Source organism: Pseudomonas sp. EL_65y_Pfl2_R95, assembly GCF_963971045.1.
Lineage (GTDB): Bacteria > Pseudomonadota > Gammaproteobacteria > Pseudomonadales > Pseudomonadaceae > Aquipseudomonas.
On record NZ_CAXAOV010000009.1, the window covers coordinates 21,602 to 34,977 of the forward strand.

12 protein-coding genes are annotated in these 13,376 nt (G+C 54.1%); 3 read left to right on the top strand and 9 right to left on the bottom strand.

Features of this window, described 5'->3' with window-relative positions; genetic code table 11:
• Nucleotides 1-26: 26 nt before the first annotated feature.
• The 3 genes from treS to AACY09_RS21560 are packed head-to-tail and all read right to left on the bottom strand — an operon-like array spanning nucleotide 27 to nucleotide 6,285.
• Nucleotides 27-3,374: a maltose alpha-D-glucosyltransferase gene (treS, locus tag AACY09_RS21550; RefSeq protein ID WP_339490952.1), complete on the bottom strand. Its 3,348-nt coding sequence runs from the start codon at nucleotides 3,372-3,374 to the stop codon at nucleotides 27-29.
• Nucleotides 3,367-5,370, bottom strand: a complete 2,004-nt coding sequence (locus AACY09_RS21555) for an alpha-1,4-glucan--maltose-1-phosphate maltosyltransferase (protein WP_339490953.1) — start codon at nucleotides 5,368-5,370, stop codon at nucleotides 3,367-3,369. Before AACY09_RS21555 ends, treS begins: the two co-directional genes overlap by 8 nt.
• Before the next feature lie 54 nt (nucleotides 5,371-5,424).
• Nucleotides 5,425-6,285 carry an SDR family oxidoreductase gene (locus AACY09_RS21560; RefSeq protein WP_339490954.1) on the bottom strand — a complete coding sequence of 287 codons (861 nt, stop codon included), beginning with the start codon at nucleotides 6,283-6,285 and terminating at the stop codon, nucleotides 5,425-5,427.
• Between the two features lie 313 nt (nucleotides 6,286-6,598).
• Between AACY09_RS21560 and AACY09_RS21565 the strand changes: the two genes are divergently transcribed.
• Nucleotides 6,599-6,913, top strand: coding sequence for a hypothetical protein (locus AACY09_RS21565; RefSeq protein WP_339490956.1), 315 nt, complete (start codon nucleotides 6,599-6,601; stop codon nucleotides 6,911-6,913).
• A 110-nt stretch (nucleotides 6,914-7,023) separates the two neighbouring features.
• Complete coding sequence (locus tag AACY09_RS21570; protein WP_339490957.1) at nucleotides 7,024-7,395, top strand: termination factor Rho; 372 nt, start codon at nucleotides 7,024-7,026, stop codon at nucleotides 7,393-7,395.
• 147 nt (nucleotides 7,396-7,542) lie between these two features.
• On the opposite strand, the gene AACY09_RS21575 is transcribed toward AACY09_RS21570, so the two are convergent.
• The 4 genes from AACY09_RS21575 to AACY09_RS21590 form a co-directional block, all read right to left on the bottom strand.
• Complete coding sequence (locus AACY09_RS21575; protein ID WP_339490958.1) at nucleotides 7,543-7,893, bottom strand: YgaP family membrane protein; 351 nt, start codon at nucleotides 7,891-7,893, stop codon at nucleotides 7,543-7,545.
• A gap of 203 nt (nucleotides 7,894-8,096) precedes the next feature.
• Nucleotides 8,097-8,426, bottom strand: a complete 330-nt coding sequence (locus AACY09_RS21580; protein WP_339490959.1) for a DUF3509 domain-containing protein — start codon at nucleotides 8,424-8,426, stop codon at nucleotides 8,097-8,099.
• Nucleotides 8,427-8,763: 337 nt separating this feature from the next.
• On the bottom strand, nucleotides 8,764-9,237 hold the full coding sequence (locus AACY09_RS21585) for a hemerythrin domain-containing protein (protein WP_339490960.1): 474 nt from the start codon (nucleotides 9,235-9,237) through the stop codon (nucleotides 8,764-8,766).
• Between the two features lie 132 nt (nucleotides 9,238-9,369).
• The gene (locus tag AACY09_RS21590) at nucleotides 9,370-9,810 is read right to left on the bottom strand and encodes a DUF2383 domain-containing protein (protein ID WP_339490961.1); all 441 of its coding nucleotides are present in this window, start codon (nucleotides 9,808-9,810) and stop codon (nucleotides 9,370-9,372) included.
• A 303-nt stretch (nucleotides 9,811-10,113) separates the two neighbouring features.
• On the opposite strand from AACY09_RS21590, the gene AACY09_RS21595 reads away from it, so the two are divergent.
• Nucleotides 10,114-10,566: a ferritin-like domain-containing protein gene (locus AACY09_RS21595; RefSeq protein ID WP_339490962.1), complete on the top strand. Its 453-nt coding sequence runs from the start codon at nucleotides 10,114-10,116 to the stop codon at nucleotides 10,564-10,566.
• A gap of 233 nt (nucleotides 10,567-10,799) precedes the next feature.
• Here AACY09_RS21595 and cydB read toward each other — a convergent pair whose 3' ends face one another.
• Complete coding sequence (cydB, locus tag AACY09_RS21600; RefSeq protein WP_339490964.1) at nucleotides 10,800-11,792, bottom strand: cytochrome d ubiquinol oxidase subunit II; 993 nt, start codon at nucleotides 11,790-11,792, stop codon at nucleotides 10,800-10,802.
• Between the two features lie 12 nt (nucleotides 11,793-11,804).
• Nucleotides 11,805-13,181, bottom strand: coding sequence for a cytochrome ubiquinol oxidase subunit I (locus tag AACY09_RS21605; protein ID WP_339490966.1), 1,377 nt, complete (start codon nucleotides 13,179-13,181; stop codon nucleotides 11,805-11,807).
• Nucleotides 13,182-13,376: the final 195 nt, after the last annotated feature.

Sequence of the window (13,376 nt, forward strand, 5' to 3'; positions counted from 1 at the left end):
CAGCAACGGGTCCAGTTGAGTGGGGATCATCTTCTACCTCCTGTTAAATCGTCCTGATTCTCAGGCGTCAATTGATCAAGCAGCGCATGCAGTCCCTGCAGCGGAACGGCGATCCATTCGGGGCGATAAACTAACTCGTAACGGATTTCATAGATGGCTTTTTCCAGTAAACACAGGCGCATGGCAGCGGCAGCGCCCTCCTCCTGCGCCCATGCGTGAGCGATCTCGCCAGAGTTTTCCTGGTATGCGTTTATGAAACTTTCGCGGGCTTGTTGCAGGTAGCGGGCAGCCAATGCCTGGCTGGTTTGCTCTACGGCTTCCGATTGCTCCTTTGGGTCGATCGGTCGCGCTGCCATGGCGGCTGCGTAGGAAAACGATCGCAACAGCCCGGCAACGTCTTTGTAAGGGCTGTGCTTGTCACGTCTCTCGGCAAGTGTACGGCTGGGTTCGCCTTCAAAGTCGACAAATACAGCATCGCCGTGGGCAACCAGCACCTGACCCAGATGCAAGTCGCCATGAACCCGCATGAGCAAACCGCCCACAGAGTCTTTGCTCAACGTCTGGATCTGTGTAAGCAACGCCTCTTGCGCATCGATCAACCTGTCGCACAGGGTTAACGCCGGCTCGATCAGTTGCCCCCGCTGTTGCTGCAACTCGTTCACCAGCTGCGCCAGCTCGGCGGCAATGCGTGCGCCCCAGTCATTTGCGTCGTCGGGTGTCATCTGACGCACCGCGAACGCCGGATCTCTACTTTGCTGCGACAGAATCACATGCATCTTGGCCAAATGCTCGCCCAGTAAACCGGAAAACGTCTGCAGTTCAGCCAGCGCGGTAAATTGGTTCTCCAGTGCAGAGATGCCGCCCATCAGCTCGTCACGAATCGCCCGCTGCAAAGTGTCCAGCGTCCATTGCCAGGCATCGCCCTGGTTCTCAATAAAGCCCTGCAAGATCATCAGCGTGGTGATTGATCCATCCGCACCTTCGCGTCGAATTTCCCCCAAAAACGGCGCCACTTGGGTAAAGCCAGAACCGCAGAGCATTGCGCTCATTTCCGCCTCCGGGTGGATGCCCGGCTGCACACGCCGCAACACCTTCAAAATCATGCTTTGGCCAATGCGGATTGAGGTATTGCTCTGCTCAGTGGCGCTGACTTCAATAGTCGATCCGTCCTCATCGGGCCATTGGGCAAGCCGCGCCGCAGGCAGATAGTGCAACACCTCACCACCGCTTATATCCACTTTGGAGGCGCGCAGCTGTTGCAACACGAACTGGCTAAATTGCACCACGGTGGTGGCGTCGGTTAGTAAACCCACATCGCGAACCTTGCGTACCCGCGCTAACGCCAAGGCAGACTGGAGTGTGGCCAAGCGCCCCGTTTCTGCTTCGAGTTTCTGCTCTGCGAGAAATGCCAGGGGCAGTTGATAACAGGCCGGTGTTTGCGAGCCGTCGTCTACCGATATTTCAACCAGCAATTGCCGGGCTTTATCACCGCCAAACACAGTGAGGTGGCGTAACTCAGTAGCCGACGGCTGACCGTCGCCGGCAAACCAGCGGCGCCGTGCAAGGTAGGTTGGCAGTAATTCCCGGGTCAGGGTGTCACGCAGTGCGCCTTGAGCGATTTCTGCTAAATCCTTTTTTATCACCAGTGTGCGCAACTCAGGCATAGGTTGTGGCGCAGGAATATGCCAGCTTGGCAGCCGGTTATCATCTGCCAAGACAAACCAAAAGAAGCCATAAGGGGGCAACGTCAGGGTGTAGTCCTGATCACCTACAGGGGCAAACGAGCTACCGCCAAGCATTTCGACCGGCACTTTGCTGCTGAACTCGCTTAAATCAAGTTCGACTGCTTGAGCCGCTCGGGAAAGGTTGGCCACGCAGAGAATTGTCTCCTCATGGCCGCTGGCGTCGGTGTATTGGCGCAGATAGGCCAGGATTCGCCGATTCGCCGGGGCAAGCATGCGCAAGGTGCCGCGGCCAAACGCTTTTTGCTCACTGCGCACGGTGAGCATCCGCCGCGTCCAGTTGAGTAGCGAATGGGGGTCTCGGGCCTGGGTTTCAACGTTGACCGCCTGAAATCCGTAGAGTGGATTGACGATGGGCGGCAGTACCATGCGTTCAGGGTCTGCGGTTGAGAAACCACCGTTGCGGTCAATCGACCATTGCATTGGCGTTCTTACGCCATCGCGGTCACCCAGAATGATGTTATCGCCCATACCGATTTCGTCACCGTAGTACAGGGTCGGGGTGCCAGGCATGGATAATAGGAGGCTATTGAGCAGTTCAATTCGCCGCCGATCACGTTCAAGCAAAGGCGCCAAGCGTCGCCTTATGCCTAGGTTGATACGCGCCCTGCGGTCCGCTGCGTAGTAATCCCACAGATAGTCGCGCTCGCGATCGCTGACCATTTCCAGAGTCAGCTCATCATGATTACGCAGAAAAATCGCCCACTGACACCCTTCAGGAATCTCCGGGGTTTGACGCAGAATATCGGTGATGGGAAAACGATCTTCCTGGGCCAGCGCCATATACATCCGCGGCATTAGCGGGAAGTGAAATGCCATATGGCACTCATCGCCATCACCAAAGTACATTTGGGTGTCTTCCGGCCATTGATTGGCTTCGGCCAATAACAAGCGGTCGGAATAATGCGCGTCCAACTCGGCACGAATCGCCTTGAGCACCTCATGGGTTTCGGGCAGGTTTTCGTTGTTGGTGCCTTCGCGCTCAACCAGATAAGGAATGGCGTCTAAACGTAAACCATCCACGCCCATATCGAGCCAGTAGCGCATTACGCCCAACACAGCCTTGAGCACTTGCGGGTTATCAAAGTTCAGGTCGGGCTGATGGGAGTAAAAGCGGTGCCAGAAATACTGCTTTGCGACCGGATCCCAGGTCCAGTTGGAGGTTTCTGTGTCAAGAAAGATGATGCGCGTGCCCTGATACCGCTCATCTGTATCGGACCACACATAGAAGTCTCGGGCTTTCGATCCTTTAGGGCTGTTCCGAGCGCGCTGGAACCATGGGTGTTGGTCGGAGGTATGGTTGATGACCAGCTCGGTGATGACACGAAGCCCACGCTGGTGCGCCGCCTTGATAAAGCGGCGGACGTCGGCCAACGAACCGTAATCGCTGTGCACCCCACGGTAAGCGGCAATATCGTAGCCGTCATCGCGCCGAGGCGACGGATAAAACGGAAGCAGCCAGATGGTATTCACGCCAAGGTTGGCAATGTAGTCGAGCTTTTGAATCAACCCGGGAAAGTCACCCACGCCATCGCCATTTGAGTCAAAGAACGACTTAACATGAAGCTGGTAAATCACCGCGTCCTTGTACCACTGAGGGTCGCGCATAAAGCCAGATTCTGGTTCAGTCATGCTGGATATCTCCATTGATTCGACGTGCTCGCCAGATGCCAAATGGACGGTTCCAAGGCTCCATACGCATCCACTGAACCTTGCCGTGCCACAACCATGAGTGGCCAGTCATCAGGTCCTCACCTTGAAGACTTTCATTGTCAGAAAGTCCGAACAGCCACAACGGCAGTTCGAAGTGTGCTTCTTGGGCTTGATGCGGATCCAGACTGATTGCCACCAGAACTACGTTGGACATATCGGCGGTGTGCTTAACGAAATAAAAGATGTTTTCGTTCCAGCACACCAAGCTTTGATAGCCCAAGTGTGTTTGCAGCGCCGGGTTTTCCCGGCGGATCCGATTGAGCTGGGCTATTTCCGCGTTGATGTTGCCCGGCTGCTGATAGTCCCGCGGGCGCAGTTCATATTTCTCCGAGTTCAAATACTCTTCCTTGCCTTCAATAGGCTCGGATTCGCATATCTCAAACCCAGAATACATGCCCCACAGGCCAGACCCCGTGGCAGCCAAAGCCGTTCGAATAAGGAAGCCGGCCCGGCCGGAGTTATGCACGAAATAGGGGTTGATATCCGGGGTGTTGACGAAAAAGTTAGGCCGGTAACAGTCGCGCCATTGCGGTTCATTGAGCTCAGTGAAAAAGCGTTCAAGCTCGGGCTTGGTATTGCGCCAGGTAAAATAGGTGTAGCTCTGGCTGAAGCCTATCTTGCCCAACCGTGCCATCATTGCCGGCCGGGTAAAGGCCTCCGACAAGAAAATGGTGTCGGGATAGGTATGACGGATAGTTGCTATCAGCCATTCCCAGAAAGGCAATGGCTTGGTATGCGGGTTATCCACGCGGAACAAGGTGACGCCCTGCTCGATCCAGAAAGCCACAACACCACGAAGGGCAAGCCACAAATCTGGCATGGCATCGTCGTTATAGAACGCCACATTGACGATGTCTTCATATTTTTTTGGCGGGTTTTCGGCGTGGCGAATGCTGCCATTGGGCCGCCACTCAAACCAGCCAGGATGTTGCTTGAGCCAAGGGTGATCAGGCGAGCACTGGATAGCAAAATCAAGTGCCACCTCCATACCAAAGTGTTTGGCTTCAGTGACCAAATGGCGGAAGTCTTCCAGCGTGCCTAACTGCGGGTTTACTGCCTCGTGTCCGCCATCTGCATTGCCGATAGCATAGGGGCTGCCTGGGTCATCCGGGCTTGGCTGCAGCGAATTATTGCGCCCTTTGCGATGGGTCGTTCCAATGGGATGGATAGGTGGAAAATACAGCACATCAAAGCCCAAGGCTTGTATGCGCGGTAACTGGCTAATGACGTCAGCGAAGCTGCCGTGCTCCAGTGAGTTACTCGCCGAACGGGGAAAAAGCTCATACCAGCTGGCAAAATTTGCCAGCATCCGTTCAACGTCCAAGGGATAGGTCACACTGCGAAGCAGATGCGCTTGAGGCCCATGCTCGCGCAGCAATTGCCGGGTCGGCGGTGCCAGAAAGAAAGCAAGTCGCTGCTCCGCACTGTCCATCTCTTGAAGCTGCTGGAAAAGCCCCTGCAACTGCTTTTGACTTTCACCGACGCATAGGTCGATCGCTTTCGACAGTAATAATTCACCCTCTGCGAGCTCCAGGCTAACCTGTTGGCCGGCCTCATTTTTTTTGGCCAATTCCGCGCAAAAAGTCGCAGCATCATCACGCCATGCTTCAATCACAAACTCGGCCCGACCTGCGCTTAGAGGGGTGAACTCCGCTCGCCATTGATCATTGGGTAAAGACTGCATCGGTACGCACTGCCACTGGGTATCGCCCTGAGCACGCCACAGCAGATTCGCCGCCAGTTGTTCATGACCATCGGTAAACAAGTTGGCACTGACAACACAGGGCTTGCCCACCAAGCCTTTCGCAGCAAACCGGCCCTGTTCTACCGTGGGCTCGACAGCTTCAATTGCCACGCGCGGGGCTGCTATCGCCTGCTCCACTGTAGGTGGGTATGTAACGGCTTCAGTAGACATTTGCTGATCCTCAATCCGCTGCTCACGCTACATGCCTGAGATAGGCACGGCGGCTCAACCGTTAACGATGCTGCCGCCGTTAACATGAATAATCTGACCTGAGACATAGCTGGAGTCTGTAGAACCGAGATAGACATAGGCAGGCGCAACTTCCGCCGGTTGACCGGGTCTGCCCATCGGCGTGCTGGCGCCAAAATGTTCTACCGTATCTGCAGAAAATGTGGAGGGAATCAACGGGGTCCAGATTGGACCAGGGGCCACGCCATTAACCCGAATGCCACGCTCGGCAAGATTCATGGCAAGGGATCGGGTAAATGAGGTAATGGCACCCTTTGTAGAGGAGTAATCAATTAGCTCGGGATTGCCCTTATAGGCGGTAATGGAGGTGGTATTGATGATCGCAGCGCCGTCTTTAAGATGAGGCAGCACGGCCTTGCTGAGCTGAAACATGCCAAAGATATTGGTCTGGAAGGTTTTTTCCCACTGCGCCTGCGGGATGTCTTCCAAGCTTTTTTGCGGGTGCTGCTCGCCCGCATTGTTCACCAATATATCGATGCTGCCCCACTGTTCCAGCAGCTTAGTCACAACCTCGCGACAAAAACCTTCATCAGCCACATCGCCAGCAAAACTGAGCGCTTGGCCCTTATGTTTGTTAATTTCATCCAGCGTCAGCTCGGCGTCTTCATGTTCATTTAAATAGAGCACGGCGACCTTGGCACCTTCCACAGCAAAGTGAAGTGCCACTGCACGACCGATGCCGCTGTCGCCCCCCGTCACAATGGCCACCTTGCCTTCCAGCTTTCCCGCGGGACGATAACTGTCACTCAAGTAAATCGGATGCGGATGCATCTCTTGTTCCGATCCAGGTTGATGATTCTGATGCTGTGCGGGAAGCGTTTTGGTCGTCATAGCCATCTCCTATTTACGTTGAGTACAGTGGAGTTGACTGAGGGTGATCAAATCTAGTTCAAGCAGTTTTTGCCCCGGTTGATCTAATAGCTTTAAGGCATAACAAGCCGGTTTAGACATGGTTTTAGAATGTATTTTAGCGCGAGCGGCGCTCAATATTCGGTGTCGTTCGGCTCAAGAGATGTTGAAGCCATCCACCGGCGTCGGTGATCTAAGTCACGTGAATATGCCCTGTGGGCGTCGATGAAACTCCTTGAACTATCGGTCCGCGCGGTCGTTCTACACTATTAGTTGCACCCCGATTCACAAGGAGAAGACCATGAACACCAAGATCAAAGTTTTAAGCTCAGCGTTGTTTTCCGTTGCGCTCCTAGCCAGTGTTCCAGCGAGCGCTGCTGTGGTGGGTGATCAGACCGAAGGCACCGTTCCGGCGCCGAAGCCGGGTGAGCAGAGTCAAACGCCCCCTTCAGAGATCAACCCGAAAATTAAAGATCAGGATCATGACTCCAATAGCGACAGCGATGATATGGATCATGAAAGAGACTCCGAGGATCTCAGCCCTGAGCATGACACTGAGATCCACAAGCCTATGATGCCCGCCAACCCCGACGGGGCAGATCCGCGAACGCCTTAGGGTTAGTGGTAAACAACGAGAAGGCGCGAGGGATTGCCTCGAGATCAGTTCTACGCCTCATGCAGCACAAGGATCGGTTGCCGGGGCGTAAAGATCAGAGGAGCAAGAACATGACGGCTGGCAGCAAAGCTAAATACACCGACAAACAGAAACGCAAAGCCGAACATATCGAGAGCAGTTACATGGATAAGGGCTTAAGCGAAAGTGAGGCCGAAGCCCGCGCATGGGCCACGGTTAATAAGCAGTCCGGTGGGGGTAACAAAGCGGGTGGATCGGGTCAAAAGACCGGTGACGAGACCAAGAAATCGGCACGCAAATCCTCTGCAAAAAATGCCGCAAACACCCGCAAAGGAAAACTCAGGCCCGGTCAGTCTTTCAATGATCTAACAAAGACGGAGTTGCTGGGTCTCGCGCGAAAACGCGAAATCAAAGGCCGTTCAACCATGCGCAAAGCTGAGCTTGCAGAGGCGCTACAGGCGTAGCTTGAATCCTCAAGCCTAGGTTGGAGCCATCTGCATCTGCCAGGGCTGCGCTCTTCTTTTAGCAGCCCTTCAAGAGCACGTTCAAGCAAGTGCCAATCACTGCCGTTAAGCGCCCTTCCCTTGGCGGAGGCAGTTCGCAGTTACCCCTCACTCGCTTGTCGGTTCGTAAGGCTTGGTAGCGCGAGTTGACTTGGCCGCTGGCAGTGCTTTTGGCAGCGCCCGCGGTAACGCCGCAGCTTGCGCCTCAAACTCTGACAATTTCAGGCGTAGCTCTGCAACGCGTTCACGTAGGTAGTGAAGTTCTGCATATGCATCCGAGCTCAGACCTTTTATTACACAGTGACCACTTAGGCCACGTTGCAGGATCGCTGCGCCTCCGAGTGCTCTGAGTACACCCGCGCTACCGCCCTGATGCACCCCACGGGCCACCGTAATAAGCCCTGCGGCGATGGAAACGAAACGTTCAAGACCGAATACATTTTGATAGGTTGAGGTCATGCTATTTGCTCCTCATCAGTGTGACGAAATAACAGAAAACCCAACGCCTGATAGTTCGACTATCTGGGCCCCTGACACCTAGGGGACCTCTGAGCCAATGCTCTGCGTGGGTTAGACAGCCTGCCGTGCGTCATAAGTTCCAATAATCTAATTAACGGATTCCGTCAGATGCTGCGCGATAGGTGACTGCACTAGCGGTGTTATTAGCGGCCTACGCGGCGCCGTTCGAACAAGGTTTTTGCAGCTGTCCGTTGCACAGGGCAACCGGTATAAGTCGGCAAGTTGCCGTCCAACCACTTGCTGCCCTTGCCCTTCCACGTTACCTCACCTTTGCTAAGCACGATTTCCCTTTTAATTTCATAGAGGATCATCTCAAGGTGACGCAGCGAATTTACATTGTCTTTATCAATAACCCTGCGTGTCACGACTTGCTCTTCAAACTCGATAGTCAGCAGTATGCTTGCATCCGGGCGTGTGGCCATGACGATTGAATATTCAGGCAAAGCATGGAGAGTTTCCTTGATAGCATTCATGAGCAACCTCCTTTTTATGGGTAATGTCTTTATCGCTTGCGCAGAGATCAATCAGCACGCTTTATGCCAACTCTTTATCAGCCTGTTCATAAAAAAATCTGTTGTTTTTAAAGGCTTAATTTTCGACAAGCAAAACCAGGCGTTGCAAAATGCACGGCGGGCTTATTCAAGCGCTGCAAAATGCACGAGTCATAGCGGGGAATGGTGCGGTGGGACTGCCAGGGTGCGATTGCTCGGGAGGCTGGGCGCTTAGGTAATGTAGCGGGTCTGCATATTGTGGCTGGCAATGGGGAAAGGTTAAGACAGCGTGCTCCGCGTTTGAAGCACGCTGGTAAAATTAAGCTGCTTTATTTTTGACCGAGTCTTTCTTCAGTTCACTTCGCAGTTGCTCCATCGCGACCGCCAGCTCCTCCAAGGCTTTAGCTCCGAGCAATTTTTTGGCCTGTGGAAACAGCTCGGTCTCCTCTTCTTCAATATGATGCTCAAGCAACTCTTTAAGCACCTTGGCTCGACCGGAGAAGGTGATTTTAGAAGGATCAGTGGCCTTGAGGTCAGGAAGAACCAAGGCTTCAACCGTGCGGTGCTCTTCACGTGCTTCGGCATCCATGGTGGCTTCCTCTTTGCCTCCCGCCGCCTTGTACGCGGGGTAGAAGACTTTCTCTTCCAGTTGGGTGTGTACCAGCAACTCCTGTTCGATCTTGTGCAGGAGTTCCTCGCGGGTCTTCACACCGCGCTCAGTGGTGCTTTCGAGTTGCGCTAGAAGCTTTTTAACTTTCTCGTGATCACGCTTGAGTAGTTCGATTGCATTCATGGTTCATTCCTCATTTTTATTGGCTGCCTCAGGCAATGGCGCCTAAAAAATATGAGCAAACAGCGCTAAAAATAGTTCGACCATTTTTTCAGGGTATGCCGCCTTGTCCGCGAGACACAGCACTGACCCTGATCATCCATTGACCAATGCACAGAGCTGTTTTTGCTCAATGGCCCAGGCTTCATAGAGGTCGATTAGCTGCTGGCGGAACAAGGGGTCCAGGTCCTCATCGACAAGCGCCTGAAACCGATTGCTAATCAAAGGCTCTACCTTAAGCCCTGCATCAACTAAATCGCTGTCGTTTATCTGAACCAAGCTTGACTTCAGCTGTTGCCATCCACAATGCAAACTGCCCGCTACACTGGCTTGCGGGTGCGCACGTCCGCCGTACTCGCTGACCTGCTCGGTTGCTTGAGTGGCCAAGCCGGCCAATTGCAGTGCAAGCGACTCAAATACGAAGCGATGAGTTGCCGATTGAGTCCGTTGTGCGCAGTCGCGGTAAATCATTTCACCCTCGGAACACGCGCTGATCAGATGGTTTAACTGGGCGATGGTCTTGTTTAAAGTAGGCATGAACTTTCCTCTTTAAATGGATTTGACAGCTTGCCAGTTGACAGCCAATTGAGTGAAGTGACTCCGACAATATAATTTTCACTGACTCCAAACCTGCGCCAGTACTTGCTCGTCGAAGTCAATTTCTCGCCCCAGGGGCGCGCCCTGCGCCCAATGCTACGGCCTGAAATGGGCGGCTGAATTACACCTTCGGCAAAACGACTAGGCGAAAAAACCTTGAACGATTTAACGGCCAGCGCATCGGATTTTAGGAGCGGCACGATTATGTGCCTTGAGCATTCCTACCGAAATGGAGCGTGACCAATGGATAACAAGCAAACCATTAAAACTCTGAATAACCTGATCGAAACCAGCAAGGATGGCGAAGCGGGCTTCAAGGTTTGTGCCGAAGACATCAAGCGAGATGATCTGAAAAGCATGTTTCTGAAACGTGCTCAAGAGTGCGGTCAAGCAGCTGCAGAGCTACAAGCTCTGGTTCTGCAACTGGGTGGTGATCCTGAAGACAGCACCAGTGTAAGTGGCGACCTTCATCGCCGTTGGGTTGACCTCAAATCGCTCGTCTCTGGAAAAGATGAAACAGCTATCCTCAATGAATGCGAGCGTGGCGAAGATGTCGCCAAGAAACAATATAAAGAAGCGCTTGAAGAGGACTTGCCAGCGCCGGTACGTGAAGTAGTGCTACGCCAACAACAGGGTGTTTTGCGCAACCACGACCAAATCAAGGCGCTGCGCGACGCGGCCCGTGCCAAGTCCTAAAATGTAATCGCCCTCCCCTCATTAGGGACGCCGATTAAAGAAGCCCCCGACACCTGGTGTCTGGGGCTTCTTTTTTTGACTGGACTTCACTATCGCGCGATGTGGAGCACGAATGCCAGCTAAAGGGGTAGATCAGCTGCAACGAGACTTTGCGCTTGATAACCTTGCCTACAGTCTGCAAGCCCGGACGGCTTCTGCACACTAACAGCGACGAGATATTCGCCAGCACTGCCTCAGGTGCGGACCTTGCCACTGAATACCCGAAATCCATAGGTGTTATAGAGCAGCGTGACTGGGATCAGCACGGCAAAACCGACAAGCATGAACACTTGGCTGGTGGGACTGGAGGCTGCATCCTGGAGCGTAAGCTTAGGTGGAACAATCAGCGGGTACAGCGCCACGACCATCGTCGCGAAAGCCAATACGAAGATGCCTAATGCGGCGAACAATGGCAGGTACGAGAATTGGCGACGAAAGCCGAATGTAAACACCGTCAGCAAGATGACAAGTGCTGAAAGCAGAGGCACCCAGAGCAAAGGCTGAGACAGCCGAGCCGCATAATGGGGGCTCAAGGTCGTGGTCCATTTCAGCAGAATCAGCAGCAATATCATGGTGATAATGGCGAACACTCGGGCCTGGCACGCCGATCGTCGTTGCAGCTCATCGACCGTGCGCCAGTAAAGCCAGCAGGCGCCAAGCCAGATATAACCGAACACCAATACCCCACCACAAAATAGTGGGAAGGTACTTCGCCATTCCGAACCATCGCCGACATATTGGCCGGCGCTATCTGGAATGCCTGCGACCAACGTGCCCAACACTATTCCCTGACAGGCAGCCGCGAGCAATGAACCGCACAACAGTGCCGCATCCACCCCCTGCTTGATGCTCACACTGGCTGAATAATCACGAAACTCCAGCGCAAGCGCGCGTAGAATCAGTGCCAGGAACATGACGATAAAAGGAAGATAAAGCGCCGGTAGGATCAGGGCGTACGCCAGTGGAAACAACGCCAGCAAGCCCCCTCCTCCCAAGACCAGCCAGGTTTCGTTGGCATCCCATATCGGCAGAATAGTGACTGCCATGGCACGGCGGTGATCACTGTCTCGCGTCAATCCCATCAGCATCCCGACGCCCAGGTCTGTACCGTCGAGCAGCACATAACTCAACACTGAAAATGCCACGGCCACGGCTGAGAGCAGGACAATCCAGTTTTCATCGAACATAAACAGCCGTCCTCATGAATGCCCCGTTTCATCGGCCAGCGTTGGCTGCGGGCCTAACTCGCCCTCTCTGGGAGGTTTACGCAGAATGCGTTTAAGTACCCAAAAGCCAATGCCGAACACCAGCACGTAGAAGCATAGAATTCCCCAAGTAGCGCCGGCCACCTGTTCCCGCGAAACCGAGGATAGGCTGTCGGCTGTGCGCAACAAACCATAGACTGTAAAGGGTTGACGGCCCATCTCAGTCACAATCCAACCACTTAGCATGGCTAAGAACCCCGCCGGCGCCATGAACAGACTGATACGCAGCATCCAACGTGTCTTATAAAGCTGCCCCCGCCAACGCAGCCATGCGCAAATCACCCCCTGCGCAAGCATCAGCAAGCCGAGCCCGACCATTATGCGAAACGCAAAGAACACCGGTGCGACGGGAGGAATATCCCGCTCGGCAAACTCGTCTAACGCGGCAATTGTGCTGGTCAAATCATGACGCAGGTATAACGACCCCATTCGCGGTATTGCTAATTCCCAGTGGTTTCGCCGCTGATCACTGTCGGGCAATGCAAACAGCCGCATCGGCTCCCCGGCACCCGGCTCAGGCCGCGTCCATGAACCTTCAATGGCAGCCACTTTTTGAGGTTGGTGCTCGAGGGTGTTCACGCCATGCAGGTCACCCACAATAATTTGCACAGGCATCAGCAGCACGATCACCCAGAGCGCCATGCTGTATTGCAGGCGCGCGCGTGGGTTGCCCGGTGCGCGTAGCAATTGCCACGCGCTTGCGCCAGCGATAAGCGTCGCACTGCCTAACATAGTGGCCAAGGTCATGTGCACAAATCGATAGGGAAACGATGGGTTAAAGATGATCGCCCACCAGTCTTGTGCGATAAAACGTCCGTCGCCAGCAACCGCATAACCGGCTGGAGTTTGCATCCAGGAGTTAGCCGAAAGGATCCAGAACGCACTGATCAACGAGCCGACAGCCACCGCCGCAGTGGCAAAGAAATGCAGGCGCGGACCGACCTTATTCATGCCAAACAGCATGATGCCGATGAATCCCGCCTCGAGAAAAAACGCCGCCAGCACCTCGTAGAACATCAGGGGACCAAGAATGTCCCCTGCTTGCGTGGACAGGCGTGACCAATTGAGTCCGAACTGATATTCCATTATCAAGCCGGTGGCCGTGCCGATCGCGATGTTGAGGGCAAAGACCTTTAACCAATAACGGTAGACATCGAGGTAGATCTGGCGACCGCTGTACAGCCAAAGCGCCTCAAGCACCAACAGAAAATTAGCCAGTCCCATGGTGAACGCGGCCAGCACGATATGAAAACTGATGGTGATCGCAAACTGTACCCGCGCCGCGATCAGTGCCGACTCAAATGCTTCCATGTTGATCCCAAGGTAGTATCGAGAAACATCGTCACACCTAACGCTGCCATCTGGCTAAGCGTAGCATGCGTTTTTTGGCATTATTCAGCTGGGGGGCTGCGCTGCAATTGTGGCTATATGCCAATGCACGCGGTGGCGCAGAGATAAACCGCCCTAAGCCATTAGCTGCGACTTATCTCTCCGTAAGTGACCGGC